This is a genomic window from Rhizobium sp. BK312, from assembly GCF_014193605.1.
GTDB lineage: Bacteria > Pseudomonadota > Alphaproteobacteria > Rhizobiales > Rhizobiaceae > Rhizobium.
Genome location: NZ_JACHZP010000002.1, coordinates 197,030 through 213,118, shown reverse-complemented (window position 1 = coordinate 213,118; position 16,089 = coordinate 197,030). Strand labels below are relative to the sequence as shown.

The 16,089-nt window shown below is 60.3% G+C and carries 15 protein-coding genes; 7 read left to right on the top strand and 8 right to left on the bottom strand.

The genetic code is table 11. The features are described from left to right. Positions 1 to 233: 233 nt before the first annotated feature. The 4 genes from FHT85_RS05685 to FHT85_RS05670 all read left to right on the top strand — a co-directional run bounded on the left by FHT85_RS05685 (position 234) and on the right by FHT85_RS05670 (position 3,525). The gene (locus FHT85_RS05685; RefSeq protein ID WP_112410276.1) at positions 234 to 1,127 is read left to right on the top strand and encodes a dioxygenase; all 894 of its coding nucleotides are present in this window, start codon (positions 234 to 236) and stop codon (positions 1,125 to 1,127) included. A 20-nt stretch (positions 1,128 to 1,147) separates the two neighbouring features. Beyond that, positions 1,148 to 1,930, top strand: a complete 783-nt coding sequence (gene hpaH / locus FHT85_RS05680; protein WP_112410275.1) for a 2-oxo-hept-4-ene-1,7-dioate hydratase — start codon at positions 1,148 to 1,150, stop codon at positions 1,928 to 1,930. 7 nt (positions 1,931 to 1,937) lie between these two features. Beyond that, a complete protein-coding gene (gene hpaI, locus FHT85_RS05675; protein WP_112410274.1) occupies positions 1,938 to 2,702 on the top strand; it encodes a 4-hydroxy-2-oxoheptanedioate aldolase in 765 nt (254 codons plus the stop codon). A 124-nt stretch (positions 2,703 to 2,826) separates the two neighbouring features. Further along, the gene (locus FHT85_RS05670) at positions 2,827 to 3,525 is read left to right on the top strand and encodes a transporter substrate-binding domain-containing protein (protein ID WP_112335968.1); all 699 of its coding nucleotides are present in this window, start codon (positions 2,827 to 2,829) and stop codon (positions 3,523 to 3,525) included. A 43-nt stretch (positions 3,526 to 3,568) separates the two neighbouring features. On the opposite strand, the gene FHT85_RS05665 is transcribed toward FHT85_RS05670, so the two are convergent. Further along, positions 3,569 to 4,594, bottom strand: a complete 1,026-nt coding sequence (locus FHT85_RS05665; RefSeq protein WP_112410273.1) for a questin oxidase family protein — start codon at positions 4,592 to 4,594, stop codon at positions 3,569 to 3,571. After that, positions 4,591 to 6,054, bottom strand: a complete 1,464-nt coding sequence (locus FHT85_RS05660; protein ID WP_210293603.1) for an FAD-dependent oxidoreductase — start codon at positions 6,052 to 6,054, stop codon at positions 4,591 to 4,593. The genes FHT85_RS05665 and FHT85_RS05660 overlap by 4 nt, the downstream gene beginning before the upstream one ends. A 307-nt stretch (positions 6,055 to 6,361) precedes the next feature. Between FHT85_RS05660 and FHT85_RS05655 the strand changes: the two genes are divergently transcribed. The 3 genes from FHT85_RS05655 to FHT85_RS05645 all read left to right on the top strand — a co-directional run bounded on the left by FHT85_RS05655 (position 6,362) and on the right by FHT85_RS05645 (position 9,512). Continuing rightward, positions 6,362 to 7,579, top strand: a complete 1,218-nt coding sequence (locus FHT85_RS05655) for a sugar ABC transporter substrate-binding protein (RefSeq protein WP_246779924.1) — start codon at positions 6,362 to 6,364, stop codon at positions 7,577 to 7,579. 170 nt (positions 7,580 to 7,749) lie between these two features. Beyond that, positions 7,750 to 8,694, top strand: a complete 945-nt coding sequence (locus tag FHT85_RS05650; RefSeq protein WP_112336122.1) for a carbohydrate ABC transporter permease — start codon at positions 7,750 to 7,752, stop codon at positions 8,692 to 8,694. A gap of 11 nt (positions 8,695 to 8,705) precedes the next feature. After that, on the top strand, positions 8,706 to 9,512 hold the full coding sequence (locus tag FHT85_RS05645; RefSeq protein ID WP_409527323.1) for a carbohydrate ABC transporter permease: 807 nt from the start codon (positions 8,706 to 8,708) through the stop codon (positions 9,510 to 9,512). A 136-nt stretch (positions 9,513 to 9,648) separates the two neighbouring features. Here the strand turns inward: FHT85_RS05645 and atzF are convergent, their stop codons facing one another. The 6 genes from atzF to FHT85_RS05615 are packed head-to-tail and all read right to left on the bottom strand — an operon-like array spanning position 9,649 to position 16,065. Continuing rightward, complete coding sequence (gene atzF / locus FHT85_RS05640; RefSeq protein ID WP_112410270.1) at positions 9,649 to 11,487, bottom strand: allophanate hydrolase; 1,839 nt, start codon at positions 11,485 to 11,487, stop codon at positions 9,649 to 9,651. 11 nt (positions 11,488 to 11,498) lie between these two features. Further along, complete coding sequence (locus tag FHT85_RS05635) at positions 11,499 to 12,131, bottom strand: cysteine hydrolase family protein (protein WP_112410269.1); 633 nt, start codon at positions 12,129 to 12,131, stop codon at positions 11,499 to 11,501. Then, entirely contained in the window at positions 12,124 to 12,795 is a 672-nt protein-coding gene (locus tag FHT85_RS05630; RefSeq protein ID WP_112410268.1) for a cysteine hydrolase family protein, read from the bottom strand. Before FHT85_RS05630 ends, FHT85_RS05635 begins: the two co-directional genes overlap by 8 nt. Continuing rightward, positions 12,792 to 13,403, bottom strand: a complete 612-nt coding sequence (locus FHT85_RS05625; protein WP_112410267.1) for an HAD family hydrolase — start codon at positions 13,401 to 13,403, stop codon at positions 12,792 to 12,794. The genes FHT85_RS05630 and FHT85_RS05625 overlap by 4 nt, the downstream gene beginning before the upstream one ends. Beyond that, the gene (locus FHT85_RS05620; protein WP_112410266.1) at positions 13,400 to 14,887 is read right to left on the bottom strand and encodes an FGGY-family carbohydrate kinase; all 1,488 of its coding nucleotides are present in this window, start codon (positions 14,885 to 14,887) and stop codon (positions 13,400 to 13,402) included. Before FHT85_RS05620 ends, FHT85_RS05625 begins: the two co-directional genes overlap by 4 nt. Before the next feature lie 14 nt (positions 14,888 to 14,901). Continuing rightward, positions 14,902 to 16,065, bottom strand: a complete 1,164-nt coding sequence (locus FHT85_RS05615; protein WP_112410265.1) for an ABC transporter ATP-binding protein — start codon at positions 16,063 to 16,065, stop codon at positions 14,902 to 14,904. Between the last annotated feature and the right edge of the window lie 24 nt (positions 16,066 to 16,089).

Genomic DNA, 16,089 nt, shown 5'->3' with positions numbered 1-16,089 from the left:
TGATCAACTGTCGATGATCGATATGATAAACGATTATTTATGTCAACGAGAAAGCGAGGAAGAGCCCGTTTTGTAGCTAAAACTCGATCGCCTCCCTGATTCAATATAATGAATTCAGTAAGTTAATATAATGCAGAGCCAATTTTCCTCCCACCAATGGAAAAAGTCGTCGCAACATTCATTGACAGATAATCGATTATTTTTAATAGTCAGCGCCAGCGGGAGGTACCCTTATGGCCATAAAAACTGAAAGCGAGTTGACGCCTGCCGTCCTCGCGGTGATGAACAAAACCGAGGATCCACGTCTGCGAGAAATCCTCGTAGTAATGGTGAAGCATCTCCATGCATTCGTACGGGAGGTGAGATTGTCCGAAGTCGAGTTCCGCGAAGCCACGGCGATACTCAACGAGATCGGACAACTGCAGACGGACAGCCACAACGAGTTTGTTCTCATGGCCGGATCTCTCGGCGTGTCCTCGCTGGTTTGCCTTTTGAACAACGGCGACGGTGGCCAGACGGAGACGTCGCAGTCGCTTCTCGGCCCGTTCTGGCGCCTGAACTCTCCCCGTGTCGAAAACGGCGGCACGATCATCCGCTCCGACACGCCAGGCACGCCGCTCTATGTTCGCGCCAGGGTCGTAGACCGGGACGGCAGGCCGATCGCGAGTGCCGAGGTCGATGTTTGGCATGCTTCTCCTGTTGGGCTCTATGAAAATCAGGACCCCGATCAGGCTGAGATGAACCTTCGGGGCAAATTCACCACGGACGCCGACGGCCGCTTCTGGTTCAGTACCGTGAAGATGGTCGGATACCCGATCCCGGTCGATGGCGTCGTCGGCCGACTGCTAAAAGCGCAGGGACGTCACCCGTACCGACCAGCGCATCTTCACGCCCTGATCTTCAAGCAGGGATACAAGACGCTGATTTCCCAGGTCTTCGATCCAAGCGATCCCAACATCGATTCCGACGTTCAGTTTGGAGTGACGGCAGCCCTGACCGGCGACTTCGTCCGCCATGACGAACCGCATCCGTCCGAACCCGGCATCGAGGGGCCTTGGTTCTCGCTCGACTACACCTACGTCATGGAGCCCGGCGAAGCCGTGCTGCCGCGCCCGCCAATCAAATAACCAACGACAGAGCCGAACCGATGATCACAGAACAGGAACGCCGAGAGGCGGCCAACGCCCTTCTGAAGGCAGAAATTGACCGCAAGCCAATCGTTCAACCGAGCAAGACCTATCCCGGCCTGGAGCTTGAAGACGCCTACAAAATTCAAGCGCTCTGGTCGGAGGCTCGGACTGCTAGGGGTGCTCGGGTCGTCGGCCACAAGATCGGCCTCACATCGCGCGCGATGCAGATGGCATCCAAGATGACCGAGCCCGACTATGGCGTCATCCTCGACGACGCCCTCTACAACGACGGAGCGCAGATCAAGGCGGAGCTTTTTATCAAGCCCCGCCTCGAAGTCGAGCTCGCCTTTGTGATGGGCGAGGATCTCGAGGGGCCTGGTACGCGGATCTACGACGTGATGAGGGCGACGGAATTCGTAGTCCCGGCTCTCGAGATCATCGACTATCGCACCGAGGTCCCAAGGGCGATCACCGACACGATTGCCGACAATGCCGCTTTCGGAGCGATCGTTATTGGCGGGCGCATCATTCGCCCAATGGACATCGACATCCGCTGGGTGGGCGCCACCCTCTCGAAGAACGGCATTATCGAGGAATCCGGTGTTTCTGCAGCGATCATGGGCCATCCGGCAGCCGGGATCGCCTGGTTGGTAAACAAGCTCCATGCTGTGGGCGGCGGTTTGAAAAAGGGGCATATCGTGCTGGCCGGCTCTTTCACCCGCCCTGTGGACATAGCCCACGGCGACGTGATCCAGGCCGACTACGGTCCCGTCGGCTCAATTGGCGTCTCATTCGTGTGAGGATCTAATGGAACTCCCCGTCAACAGCTTCAAGCGAAAACTCCAGGCCGGTCAAAGTCAGATCGGATTGTGGTGCGGCCTTCCGGGCAGCTATACAGCGGAAATCGTCGCACCGTCCGGTTTCGACTGGCTGCTTTTCGATACCGAGCATTCTCCCAGCGACGTTCTTACTGTGCTTCCACAGTTGCAGGCGGTCGCGCCGTACGACGTCGCCCCCGTGGTTCGCCCAGCCTTTAACGACCCCGTATTGATCAAGCGTTTTCTGGATATCGGCGTCCAAACGCTTCTCATTCCATATGTGCAGAATGAACAGGAGGCGAAGGCGGCCGTGGCGGCGGCGCGTTACGCACCGCGAGGTATCCGCGGCGTATCCGCCCTCACCCGCGCCACCCGTTTCGGGCGCGTGCCGAGCTACACGCAGACCGCCGAACAGGAAATCTGCCTCTTGCTGCAGATCGAGACACGAGAGGCGCTCGATCGGCTTGAAGCCATTGCAGGGGTCGACGGAGTCGACGGGATCTTCATCGGTCCGGCAGACCTTGCAGCCAGCCTCGGTTATCCCGGCCAACCGGGACATCCCGAGGTAGTTTCGGCAATCGAGAATGCGATCGAGCGCTTGAAAGCCGTCGGTAAGCCCTCGGGCATCTTGACGCCTGACGAGAAGTTTGCGGCTCGCTGCATTGCGCAGGGAACGCTGTTCACCGCAGTTGGCGTCGATGTTGCTCTCCTTGCCAGAGGATCGGAAGCACTTGCGTCCAGGTTTTCGCACTAGAGCCGGCTGATTTTAGGTCTGTTCGACCTAAAATCTGAATCCGCTCTAGACTCAAAGAAGTAGAGCCGGATGTCGTCCGAAAGCCGCCTACACTTTTCGGCATCACGCTCTAGGGAGACGTAGCATGTTCAGTCTGGAGCAGGTCCGGTCGGAAATAGCGCCGGCTGGATCCATTAGGGCTGCCGTCAATATGTCGAACGCAGCATTGATCCGCTGGGACGAAAACGCGGGCGCCCTAGTGGGACCGAGCGCGGAAATTGCGGATAGGATCGCCCGCGAACTTGATCGGGGGCTTTCCCTCATACGATACGGATCCGCGGCGGATATTCTTTCCGCTGCGGACGGCGGCGAGTGGGACATCGCCTTCATCGCGTCAGACCCATCAAGAACCGATCGCTTCAGCTTCTCGCCCCCCTACATCTCGGTCGAGGCCACCTACCTGGTTCCGGTAACTTCATCCTACCGGACGGCGGACGAGCTGGATACCACTGGAATTCGCATCGCTTCCGCGCGTAGCGCAGCCTATACGAAGCAGCTTGAGCGAACACTCAAGCGAGCGACGGTGCTGCATGTCGACAGCCCCACGGCGGCCCTCGACTTTCTCTCAAACCGAGAATGCGACGCGGCGGCTGGACTGACCGAATTCCTCTTCAACGCCTCGGAGCGGATGGAAGGCTTCCGGGTGGTAGATGGGGTGTTTTCGCAAATTCCTCAGACCATCGCGGTGCATAAACGGGCCACTAACGCCTCGCTCTTCTTCGCGGACTTCGTGCGGCGGCTCGGTGGCGCGGATGCTGGGGAAGAAAAAAACGGAGTTCCGTGAAACCCGCCTCTATGCATAAACCCTGCGCTGGCGGAGTTTACCTCTAGATCAGCCGAACGCGCCGTGCCGCCACAACCCGATAAAGCGGATCACCCCAGACCAGTTGTTCCTGTAATGCCGAAAAGACCAAGCTAATGTCGTGTTCGTCGTTGGAGGCCACGGCCGTGGCCCTTATCTCTGGCCAGTCTGGTACCCGCATTTCACGCATCGCCTGAAGCGCTTCGGCGGCAGGAAGCGCCGGGAAGCCGATTTTCGGAACGAGTGTGGCAATCACCTGCCAGAAGGCACGGTAGAGCGGCAGGGGATCATCCAGATGCGCCGCGACCAACCGAGCCCAATGCAAGCCGGTAACGGCGTGGAGCGCCGAGAAATCCATGGTCGAGGCGAATAGGGCGAGCGCCGTCTCCGCCATGCGTCTCGGTGTCGCTTCATCGATGCGCAAACGATCGATCACTGGCGGAAAGTCCGGTAAGGCGGCGACTTCGCGTATGTTGTGCCAGAGAAGATCGGTCTCAGGCACATAGTCATGTGCGCCGGCAACATCATTCATGGCAGCGAGAATTGCTGCCGGATCATCCGTCTCCGGCTCTATTCCAGTCGGATCCGACAAGGGCAGATAACACGTCGCCCAGTATCCGAGCGCCGTTCCCACTTCCTTCACGTCGCTGTTGAGTACCGCGTAGGCGAGCCGCATCAGCGGGTGCAGCGCACTGCCAGCGACGCCCTGGATCAGCAGAGGCAAATAATGGCGGATCGCGGCGTCGGTTCCGAGCCGTTCGACTTCGGCGATGAAATAGGCGCGATAATCGGATTCCCGCGTCCGGTCACCCAGCGCCGCATCCCAACGCGCACGCTCGATCGGAGCCACGGGCGGCGGCGCGGGAACAAGCTGGTTTGCCACGCGGTAAATCTCATACCATTCGTCGAGACGCTCAGGGGATGCGCCCATGCGATCGAGTGCTACGAGGACCATCGGAGCGTGATTGGCCAACAGATAGGGAAATTCCACACTCTCACACCGGGTCTTCTCCAGAACTCGGCCGAGCGGAAACGCTGGTATGATTGTCATGATGACACTTCCTTTATGCCTTCAAAGTCTCCGCCGTGGCCGCGCGGATCGAAATGATGCTCCTGATAGGCCGCAAGGTCACGGAGAAAATCGTCGGCCGCCTCGTGAAAGAGACCGCCCACCACCGCATCGACGATACGCGGCAGACCGTATTTCATGCCAGTCACACCGTTACTGATCGGGCCGAGGCTGGCAAGGGCCGAGCAGTTGAACAAATGGATATGCGACAGCCAGCCATGGGTCACCGCATTCTTCGGCGTCAGTTCGAAGCCGCGCCCGAGATAGGGATGGGCCGCGATCTCGGCCGATGCCTCGCCATCCGGCGGCGTGAAGCGATCGGACCAGAAAGCCACATGCGGCGCAATGCTCTTCAATTCGGCGCGCCGGGTGAAATCGATCGTATAACCGGTACCAAGCAGAAGATGATCGGCGCTGAATGTACCGCTGTCGCTTTCGATCACAACCCGCCCGGCATCCAATGTCACGGACCGCACCTTATGACCCAGCACCATGGTGAAGCGCGGATCGGACACTGCACGATCGAATTGATCCTGTGTCGGCGGGATCTTGAAGCCATTGTAGAGCCGGATATAGCGCCATTTCTGTAGGTCCGACAGGTCACCGAAATGACCAAGGAAGCCCGGAAAATTGGTCCAGGCCAAGACTTCCGTCCGGCCGAAATTGCGTGAGCGGCCGATCATCGCCACGCTTTTTGCGCCCTTTTCCAAAGCCGTTGCCGCCCAGTCGAAGCTGGAAGTCGCCGAACCCAGAATGGCGACATTTCGATCCTTGAGACGGCCATCGTCTGCGATCTCGGCACTATGGGTCCAGTATGGCTTGGGCAAGGTACGAACGAAATCGGGAATCATCAGCGCGCCGCCGCCATCAATACCGGTCGCCAGCACAAGCCGACGGCATTCGATCTGTTGCGTTTCACCGTCCGCTTCAAGCACAAGCCGCAGCCAGCCTTTGACTTGCGATATCCCGACAAGGCTCGTGCCGTTGGAGACATCCGGCCCCGTCACCGCGCGATACCAGCCGAGATAGGCCATCCAGTCTTGCCGTGACATCTTGTCGAGGCTTTCATAGGCGTCTGTGCCATAGACCGCTTCGTACCAGGCACGCGGCGTCAGCGACGGCAGGCCGAAATCCGGCCCCGCGAGATATTTCGGCGAGCGCAGCGTCTTCATCCGCGCGCAGCCGATCCAAGGCCCTTCCCGCCCCTTCTCGGCCTTGTCGATCACCTGAACGCCCTCAATGCCGCGCCGTTTCAGGCCGAAGGCGATAGCGAGTCCCGACATGCCAGCCCCACAGATCACGACATTATAGCGTGCGACGCGAGCAGGTCCTGGCTCTGGTGCTGAAGCCCAGACCCGCCCGAGCGCTTCCGTCGCCTCCATTTCGCCGACAAGCCGTTTTTCGAGCGTTTCAAGTCGCGATATGCTGAGAGCGCCATTCATGTTCGATCCTGACACTTCTTTCTTCAATACGGCCTCACGCTAAGCCCGCCATGACCGCAAGTCTTTTAAGCAACCCGGCGAATGCGCAAAAACGAGGCATACTGCACAATCGTCAAGCAAAAAATGAGCGATATTGTTCAATTTTGTTATATTCAGGCCGTTATTGCTTTTTTGTCAAGTGTACTTGAGTGCGTTTTTGTTTGATGTATAGTGGCAACCAATCATGAAAAGGAGAACACTAATGACATTCATGAAGGGGAATTTTCAGAAATTTGCTACCGTTTGCATCGTTGCCCTGTCAGCGGGCATGGCGCAGGCCGCCGACAAGCCGCTGACCGGCATCACACTCAATCTTGCATCCATGAACGACCAATTTTCGGCCGTGCTGGCGCAGATCGCGCCCGAGTTCAAGGAAGCGACCGGCGCAGAACTCAAGGTCGACATCATGGACTACGGCTCTCTGCTGACGAAGACGACCGCCGATTTCGTGGGGCACACCGCCGGTTATGATCTGATCACCATGGACATCGTCTGGGCAGGGCAGTTCGCCGCCAATGGCTATACGATCGATCTCAACGACCTGATGAAGCGCGACGCCAAGGAGCTGGATACCGCCGACATCTATCCCAAGCTCACGGAAGCGCTCGGCAATTACAAAGGCAAGCAGGTCGCCTATCCCTTTGCCGGCTATGCCAACGTCCTCGCCTATCGCAAGGATCTCTTCGATGCCGCCGGCCTGAAGGCTCCCGAAACGATGGAAGACCTGGTTGCCGCGGCCTATAAGCTGACCGACCCGGCCAAGAAACAGTACGGCTTTGTCGCTAACGGCCAGAAAGGCCCGGCGGTCGCTCAGGACTGGATGCAATATAACGCCGAAATGGGCGGCGCCATCCTCGACAAGGACGGCAAGCCGGCGCTCAATTCCGAAGCCAATATCAAGAGCCTGACTGTTTATCGCGACCTCTTCAAGAAGGCAGCCCCTCCCGGTGCCGCCGACTATGACTGGGGCGGCCGCGAGGAAAGCTTCCGCCAGGGCATCGCCGCCACGATGCAGACCTGGTCTGTCGGCGCGCCTGGCTATTACGATCCGAAGACATCCAAGATAGTCGGCAAGGTCGACGTCGCGCTTGCCCCGCGCGGCAAGGGTTTGCCGAAGATCTACGGAATCGGCGGCTGGGGCATGGCCATCAACGCCGATGCGAAGGACAAGCAGAAAGAAGCCGCCTGGACCTTCATCAAGTGGGTCACCAGTCCGAAGATCCAGAAGGAGATGAACATGCTCGGCGCTGGCAGCTATATCCGCAAGAGCACGGTCGCGGACAAGGAACTGAACGCCAAGTATCCGTTCCTGCCCGTTCTCAACGAAGTCTTCGAGAACGGCGACGGCGACTACCGCCCACGCATTCCGGAATATCCGGAAATCCAGGACATGCTGGGCACAGCCGTTAACTCTGTCCTCGTCGGTACGGCTGAGCCCAAGGCCGCGCTTGATGCGGCGCAGGAAGCAGCCGCCAAGCTGTTCTAAGAACAGGCCCGCTTCACGAAAGACCGTGAAGCGGGCCTTTCATTTCGAGGGCGATGGTCGGGCCGGCTTTAGCGGCACGCTGAAGGCAAGATTCCGTTTGCGCACCGGCCCGTTTTCCTCTCAGATCGAAACGCGAAGCAATTGGCCATTCGGTGATGACGAATTACGCGATGAACCTGACCAGTTCCGTTGACAGCAAGGCGGCCACGCGCTTCCCCTCGGTCTCTTTTGCCACGCGACGAAAATTCTTCCTGTTTGCCATGGCGCTCCCCGCCGTCGCCTACGTGATCGCGCTCGGCGTCTTCCCGCTCGTAAAGGGCATCTGGTACAGCCTCTACGAATACAATCTCCTGAAGCCGGCGCGAACGCATTTCGTCGGCATCGACAATTACATCAACCTGCTGGCAGATGCCGATTTTCGCGGCGCCATCGCCAATACGGTGATCTTCACCGTCTTTTCTGTCGCCATCGAACTCGTCTTCGGCTTTGTCATCGCGCTGGCGCTCTGGCGCGACGACCGGTTCAATCGCGTCTGCCTGACGTTGATCCTTGTTCCCGTCACCATTACGCCGCTGGTCGTCGGCCTCATCTTCAAAGGCTTGCTGCTCGCCGACTACGGGATGGTCGGCTATTATCTTGCGCAGTGGGGTATCACCGATCCGCGCGGCCTCTTCGCCACGCCGTCGACTGCGTTGGCCACGCTCATCTTCATCGACGTCTGGGAATGGACGCCGCTCGTCGCGCTTATTCTACTGGCCGGCCTAAAGGCACTCCCAGGAGATCTCCTGGAAGCCGCCGCCGTCGACGGAGCAACCGCCTGGCGCACTTTCCGCTCCATTACATTGCCACTCATGCTCCCCGCCGTCATGCTGGCGCTGACGCTACGCACCATCGACGCCTTCCGCGTCTTTGACAGCGTGTTCGTGACCACAGGCGGCGGACCGGGCAATTCCACCAACACGCTCATGGTCTATGCGGTGAAGGAGGGCCTAAGCTTTTTCAATATCGGCAAGGCGTCGGCGATTTCCAACATCGCACTTCTCTGCGTAGCGATCATTGCCACCTGCTTCATCCTCATGATCCGCCATTTCGACAAGAAGGCCAACGGTCGATGACGACACGCTCCATGGTCTTTGATACGGCACGGCGCGGCTTCCTGCTGCTTACTCTCGCCTTCTTCCTGCTGCCCTTCCTGTGGCTCGCAATGACCGCCTACAAACCGTCGAACGAGATCTTCTCCATTCCGCCCCATCTCTTCTTCGCACCGACGCTGGACCAGTTCCGCAATGCACTGCGCATCTTCGATGTCGGCAGCCTCATCACTTCCAGTCTCCTGATTGCAGGCGGCTCGATGCTGCTTTCGCTGATACTCGGCGTTCCGGCCGGCTATGCGCTCGCTCGCTCGACACATCCTGCCGCCATGGGCGTTGCCTATTTCTTCATGACGATCCGCATGGTCCCCGCTGTCGCGGCGCTTATCCCTTTCTATCTGCTCATGCGCGATATCGGCCTCATCGGCAGTTGGTTCAGCGTCGTCCTGATCAATTGCGTGCTCAATACCGCCTTCGTGAGCTGGATGATGTTTTCCTACTTCCGCGGGCTGCCGAAGGAGCTGGAAGAAGCGGCGTTGACGGATGGCTGCGGGCAGTTCGGCGCGTTCTGGAAAGTATCCTTGCCTGCGGTGCGTTCCGGCATCATCGCCTCTACGCTTTTCTGCGTGCTCTTCTCGTGGAACGATTTCCTCTTCGCCATGTTCCTGACGCGGCTCGATTCCAAGCCGATCTCGGTGGCATTGCTGTCGGCCTACGGCACAAAGGACATCACCTGGGGGACGCTCGGGGCGTTGGCGCATTTCTCGACCGTGCCAATCGTGCTCATCGTGCTCGTCCTCAACCGCTATTTCGTGCAGGGACTGACCAAAGGCATCAACTGAGCGAACAAACATTGGCGATTAAAAAGGCGTCACCTCGCGGAGCCGTCTTTCGTCATTTCGAACAAGTCAAACAAAAACGTAAAGAGCGCTTCAGGCGATTTCGTTTTTACCGGAAACCCTCCCCCGAGAACCTTTCTCAGGCCGCTTTCGAAGCCAGGTAATTCTTCCAGCCGGCATGCGCCGTAATGTCGATCGCGCCGTCCAACGCTACGGTCTCGCAGAGAAAGCCGGATACCTGGCGACCGTTCTCAAGCGTGACCTTACCGATCCCCAGCGGCTGCGGAATGCGCTCGACGAAATCGGCAAAGCCTGCAAGCGGCAGTGACCAGATCTCGACCTCGATGCCCGGCCCCTTGGCGCTTGGATCACGAATGAGACCCGGCTTGGCCGGTGTCGTGCCGGTGAGCACATAAAGCCGATAATCACCTGTCGTGCGGGTCTGGCCACGGAATATGCCGCCGCGCTCCGTCAGTTCATGATTGAGCGGCATGCCGGACAGATGTGCGCCGACAACGGCAATCTCGCGGTGACCGGCCGGAATTTCCGTTGGTGTGCTATAGGCCGGATAGGGATGGAGGTTCATGCCGAGCCCGATGCCGGCGCGACGGTGGAATTCGGCCGCGATCGCCGCCGCTTTCGCTTCAGCCATGCCGGGGGCGAGGAAGGTGACACCCGAGGGCAGCCCATCGGCGCGGAAACCATTCGGTACGGCTATCCCGCAAAGGCCCATCAGATTGACGAAATTGGTATAGATGCCGAGCCGCGCATTGAGCGCGATCGGATCGGCGAGAATCTCGCTTTTGCGATAGATCGTCGGCGTCGTCGGCACCAGAAGCACTTCGATATCGTCCCAGATCGGGCGTGTCGCGCACTTCAACTCGGCGATGCGGTGAATGGCGCGGAACGTATCGAGGGATGAATATTGCCCGCCGTTTTCGAGAATCTTCTTTGTCACCGGATGGATCGCGTCGCCATGCTGGGCCAGCACCTTGTCGAGACTGAGCGCGCGCTCCGAAATCCATGGGCCTTCATAGAGAATGCGCTGGGTTTCCTCGAACGCGGCAAAATCGACCTCGACCGCCGTGCCGCCCATGGCATCCAGTCGTTTGATGGCTTCCTGGAACAGCCGCTCCGCCTCGCTGTCGCCGAAGAAGCGAAGCGAAGCGCCGGCTGGAACGCCGAAGCGGAACTTCGGCGGGGCCGGCTGCATGTCGAGCGCGACATGATCGGCCTCGGGCTTGGAAAAGGGATAGGTCGGATCGTAGCCGGTGATGATGCGCAGAACCGCCATGCCATCCTCCACCGTCAGCGCGAAGACGGATACGGTCTCAATCGTCTTCACGCAGCCGCCGCCCGATACGCAGGCATTACTGACAATGCCCGGCGTCGGCTTGATCCCGACGATATTGTTGAAACCCGCCGGCACGCGGCCGGAGCCGGCAGCGTCGTTGGCGATGGAGAAGCTGGAAAGCCCGGCCGCCACCGAAACGCCAGAACCGGAACTGGAACCGCCGGAAATATAGTCATCGTTGAACACCGACGAGGATGCACCATACGGCGTGCGCATGCCGACAAGGCCGATGCCGAACTGGTCCATATTGGTCTTGCCGATCAGGATTGCACCATTGTCGAAAAGGCGCGTCACGGCCTGACCGGTGCTTTCAGCGATATAGGCCCCCTCTTTCAACGCGTTGGTCGTCGGCAGGCCGATAACGTCGTTGCAATCCTTGATCGAAAAAGGAATGCCCCAGAGAGGACGGCCGTCATAGCCGGCATTCTCCAGTTCCTCGACGGCCCTCAGCGCATCGGCGCGGGAGACGAGATAGATCCAAACATGGTCGTCACCCCGCGCCTCGATCCTATCATAGATCGCATTGACGACCGTGGAAGGCTTGAGCTGACCTGAAGCATAGGCAACCGTCAGCGTATGGAAGTCGAGGCTGCCGGTCTCGGCCGGCCAATGAAAATCAGACATGTCGATCCTCTTCAGGTCGGGATGGGCGCCCTCGGCGACGAGAACAGTTGATCCGAGCGCGCCACGGTGCCGAAAAGCCCGTTGCCGAAGACGGTTATGCGCAATTGCCCGGCATGACGGGCATCCGTCGTTCCCTTGCAAGCATCGGAAACGGCGATGCATTCGAAACCCATGTCGTTGGCAGCACGCTGGGTCGCGTGCAGCAGGCCCTCGGTTGGAATACCGGCTAGCACCAGATTGCGGATGCCGCGCCGTCGCAACCAGGCATCAAGCCCGGTCGAATAGAAGGCGTTGTCGCCCGGATGATCGAAGATCGAAGCCTCCGCCTGCAGGCCGAGCGTGTCTGAAAGCTGCCATTCCGGCGTCCCCGGCGCAAAGATCGGATCGCCCAGGACGGCGCGGCGGGCGGCAACCGGGGAAAGCGCCTCGCTGCGGCCGCGCCGGCTCGCAATCACCGGCAGGCCGGCCTCCTGGGCGCATGCGATCAACCTTGCCGCGACAGCGGCCTCCGGCTCCGCACCGAGTGCGGCGATCGTACCGTTCTGGAACCCTAGAATAAGAAGCGCGCTATCGGCGGCGCTCCATCGCCCATCGAAGGGCCAGGAATAGGGAGTGGCGGCAATGCCGGCGAAGCTGTCAGCCATGAAGCGCCTCCATAGCGGCGCGGAAGCCCACGAGATCGGACACAGTCCCCCAGCGCCCGCCGAAGGCTTTCAAGATATCCATCGTCGCTTTGTGATTGGTCGTTTCGACCGCGGCCGTGCAATCTTCGAGAATGACGCATTCATAGCCGCGCTCGAATCCATCGCGGAAAGTCGATTGCACGCAGCAATCGGAGGTGACGCCGATGACGATCAGATGGGTGATGCCTTGAGCCTTCAGCTGCGCATCGAAATCGGTCGCATGGAAACTCGACTTACCCGGCTTGTCGATCACCGTTTCGTCCGCAAGTGGCGCAAGTTCCGGAACGATTTCGAAGCCAGGTTCGCCGCGCACAAGTATGCGCCCCGAAGCACCTTCATCACCGATGCCCAGCCCATGGACGCGGGTACGCCATTGCTTGTTAGCGGGGAGATCCGATAGGTCCGGCTTGTGGCCCTCCCGGGTATGGAAGACGGCGAGGCCCGCGTCCCGTGCGATTGCCAGAGCCTCCGCAACGGCCGGAATGACGGAGCGCGTATTGTTGATATCCTCGCCCAATTGATCGACCCACCCGCCCGGCGCACAGAAATCGACCTGCATGTCAATCACAACAAGCGCCGCCGTAGCGGCGCGTTCAGGCGGGTTGCATGGCCAGAAATTCATCATGCACGAAGCCTACGCTCTTCAACGAGATCGAGGATCGCCGAGAAGTCGGTGAAATCCGCGCCATAGCGCAGCACAGGCATGCCCGCCGCCTGTGCCGAGGCCGCGCCCACGACGCTATCCTCGACGGCCAGCACGTGCGAAGCATCAAGGCCAAGACGCTCGCAGGCAAGCCGATAGGGCTCGGGATCAGGCTTGCCATGCATCACATCCTCGCACCCGATCGCAAAGGCCATCGCGCGGTCGAGCCCCATGGCCTTGAGATTGGCCTCGACAATGCGGCGAGACGAGTTGGAAACCGCGCATTGAACAAGCCCCGCCGCGGCAAGCACAAGCACCGTCTCCGGCGCGCCCGCCATCGGCTGCAACTCGGCGGTCCGCTCAATATAGGCCTCGACAATCTCGGAGTTCCAGGTCTCGGGGCGAAGTCCGGGCGGATAGAGCGGTGCGAGCACCGTCCAGACATCACTCATTGCCACCCCGATGAAACGCGTATCATCGGCGGCGATGTTGACGCCATAGCGCTCCGAGACGGCCATCAGCGCCTTGTGGTGAACCGGTTCGCTGTCGATCAGCGTCCCGTCGATATCCCAGGCGATTGCCTTGATCATGGCTGGTCTCCACGCGCGAAGAAGGGTTTCAGCGACCGGTAGAGATCGCGGTAGTCGGCATAGATCCGGTCACCGGCGGCAACACCTTCAGGCGAAGGCTGAAGCACCGCGCCAAAACGCACGGAGGCCGCGACATCCTCCCACGCCGCCACGCCTGATCCGGCCGCCGCCACCCAGGCCGCGCCAATCGACGAACCGAAGGCGTCGGACAAGACATGAACCGGCTGACCGCAGACATCGGCGACGATCTGCATCCAGACATGGCTTCGGCTTCCCCCGTCGGAGGCGATCAGCCGTGTTGCCGGACGCCCGGTTTCCGCAAGCACATCGAGATGATGGCGGAAGCCGCAGGCAATCGCTTCCAGCACCGCGCGCCACATATGGCCGCGCGTGTGACCGAGACTGAGGCCCGTGATCGTACCGCGCGCCAGCGGGTCATGAATCGGTGTCTTCTCGCCGAGAAAATAGGGCAGTGCGCGCACGCCGTCCGCGCCAGCGGGCACGGTCGCCGCTTCCTGGTCGAGCTGCTTTAAAACATCGTCGCCTTCCGAGCCGCCGATGAGGGCGGCAAGCCACCTGAGAAGCGAGCCTGAGGAAGCCATACAGCCGTTCGGCGCATAAAGGCCGGGAACGAGATGGTAATCAAGGAAAAGCCGGCGGTCGGGCTCCGGCCGGCCGGCAATGGCGATGATGTCGCCTGCCCCACCAAATTTGAGGAGGACATCGCCAGCCTGCGTCAGGCCAGCCGCCAGCGCGGAGGCGATATGGTCCGCGGCTCCGCCAAAGACGGGCAGGCCTTCCGGCAGGCCGGTCAGTTCCGCCGCTTCCGCCGTCACCGCGCCGATGACCTCATGCGAGGCGACCAACTCCGGCAGGACGCCGGAGCGAAGTCCCGACAGCGCCACGAGGTCATCCGCAATCCGGTGATCGTCAAGATCGATGAAGCCCGCTTCAAGCGCCCAGTTGCGCTCGACCGTCAGACGGTCGGTCAGGTGCATGTTGATGAAATCATAGGAGCCGAGGACATGGGCGATCCGGCCATAGACATCCGGCTCATGCGCCCTCAGCCATTGCAGTTTCGGGGCGACTAATTGTTGGGTCAGGCCCTGGCCGGTGCGGCTAAGGAAGCGCGTCTCGTCCAACGCCGCTTTCATGGCTTCGACTTCCGCCCCGCAACGCGCGTCACTCTGCTGGATGCTCGGGCGCAGTACGCGGCGTGCGCGATCGAGCAGCACCACAGCCGGCAGCATTCCGGTGACGCAGACACCGGCAAGTTCGCATCCCTCAGGCAAGTGGGTGATCATCTCCCGCACCACGACCTGCGTGTTCGCCCACCATTGCCCGGGATCGGCCTCGGCAAAGCCGGGATGCGGCGAGGACAAGCGCGAGGGGCGCGAGGCCGAGGCCAGGGGCTCGCCGGCCTCCGACATCGCTACCGCGATCGTCGAGGTCGTGCCAATATCGATGCCGATGAACACTGGCATGGCGGAAGAACCTTTCAGTCGCGGATCGCGTTTTCGGTCTCGGCGTCGAAGAAATGCAGTTCTGCGGGATTGACCGACAGGGATAGCGTCTCGCCGAGGCGAAGCGCATACGTGGCCGGAACAGAGACACGCAATCGAGGCCCGGAAAGCGAAACCTCGTCGGCTTCCGCCGTCACCTCCTCCAGCTTGCCAGCCCCGCCAATATCGAGATGGACGAGTTTCGTGGCACCGAAATCCTCAATGAAGGCGATCGTTCCTTCAATTCGCCCGAAACCGGGATCAACGGCGTCTGTGGCGCTCAACGCTTCGGCACGCACGCCGACAATGATCTCCTTGCCAACATGACGCGCAAGCGCCGGACGCGTGACAACGACGGGCTCGGGTACCGGCAGGGTGAACCCGCCAGCGGCAGCAGCCAGACTGCCCTCGCCGACCACCAGCGTCGCTTTCAGGAAGTTCATCGACGGCGTGCCGATGAAGCCGGCAACGAAGAGATTGGCGGGCGTGTCGTAAAGCGCGCGCGGCGTGCCGAGCTGCTGCAAAGCGCCAGCGCGCATCACGGCGACGCGATCACCCATGGTCATGGCCTCGATCTGGTCATGCGTGACATAGACGGTGGTAATACCGCTCAACTTCTGCAGCCGGGCGATTTCGGCCCGCATCTGGCCTCGCAGCCGTGCGTCGAGATTGCTCAAAGGTTCGTCCATCAGAAACGCCTTGGGCGCGCGCACCAGCGCCCGGCCCATCGCCACGCGCTGTCGCTGACCGCCTGAAAGCTGCCCTGGCTTGCGGCCGAGATAGGCATCGAGTTCGAGAAGCTTGGCCGTGTCCCTGACCTTGCGGTCGATCTCCGTCTTGTCGACGCCGCGCACGGACAAGCCGAAGCCGATATTCTCGGCGACCGTCATATGCGGATAAAGCGCGTAGGACTGGAAGACCATCGCGATATCGCGATCGCGGGGTGCAAGGCCGTTGGCAACGGTATCGCCAACCAACAGGCGACCGCCGGTGATATCCTCCAGACCCGCAATCATTCGGAGAGCGGTCGACTTACCGCAGCCGCTCGGGCCGACTAGAACCAGAAACTCACCATCCTCGATGGTGAGATCGAGGTGCTGGATTGCCGCATATCCGTCCGGATAACGTTTTTCCACTCCCTCAAAGACGATGGATGCCATGATCTCTCCGATATGATGCGGCTT

Coding starts and splice junctions, on each gene's coding strand:
- FHT85_RS05685 (WP_112410276.1), top strand. CDS start 234: ATGGCCATAAAAACTGAAAGCGAGTTGACGCCTGCCGTCCTCGCGGTG.
- hpaH (WP_112410275.1), top strand. CDS start 1,148: ATGATCACAGAACAGGAACGCCGAGAGGCGGCCAACGCCCTTCTGAAG.
- hpaI (WP_112410274.1), top strand. CDS start 1,938: ATGGAACTCCCCGTCAACAGCTTCAAGCGAAAACTCCAGGCCGGTCAA.
- FHT85_RS05670 (WP_112335968.1), top strand. CDS start 2,827: ATGTTCAGTCTGGAGCAGGTCCGGTCGGAAATAGCGCCGGCTGGATCC.
- FHT85_RS05665 (WP_112410273.1), bottom strand. CDS start 4,594: ATGACAATCATACCAGCGTTTCCGCTCGGCCGAGTTCTGGAGAAGACC.
- FHT85_RS05660 (WP_210293603.1), bottom strand. CDS start 6,054: ATGAATGGCGCTCTCAGCATATCGCGACTTGAAACGCTCGAAAAACGG.
- FHT85_RS05655 (WP_246779924.1), top strand. CDS start 6,362: ATGGCGCAGGCCGCCGACAAGCCGCTGACCGGCATCACACTCAATCTT.
- FHT85_RS05650 (WP_112336122.1), top strand. CDS start 7,750: ATGAACCTGACCAGTTCCGTTGACAGCAAGGCGGCCACGCGCTTCCCC.
- FHT85_RS05645 (WP_409527323.1), top strand. CDS start 8,706: ATGGTCTTTGATACGGCACGGCGCGGCTTCCTGCTGCTTACTCTCGCC.
- atzF (WP_112410270.1), bottom strand. CDS start 11,487: ATGTCTGATTTTCATTGGCCGGCCGAGACCGGCAGCCTCGACTTCCAT.
- FHT85_RS05635 (WP_112410269.1), bottom strand. CDS start 12,131: ATGGCTGACAGCTTCGCCGGCATTGCCGCCACTCCCTATTCCTGGCCC.
- FHT85_RS05630 (WP_112410268.1), bottom strand. CDS start 12,795: ATGATGAATTTCTGGCCATGCAACCCGCCTGAACGCGCCGCTACGGCG.
- FHT85_RS05625 (WP_112410267.1), bottom strand. CDS start 13,403: ATGATCAAGGCAATCGCCTGGGATATCGACGGGACGCTGATCGACAGC.
- FHT85_RS05620 (WP_112410266.1), bottom strand. CDS start 14,887: ATGCCAGTGTTCATCGGCATCGATATTGGCACGACCTCGACGATCGCG.
- FHT85_RS05615 (WP_112410265.1), bottom strand. CDS start 16,065: ATGGCATCCATCGTCTTTGAGGGAGTGGAAAAACGTTATCCGGACGGA.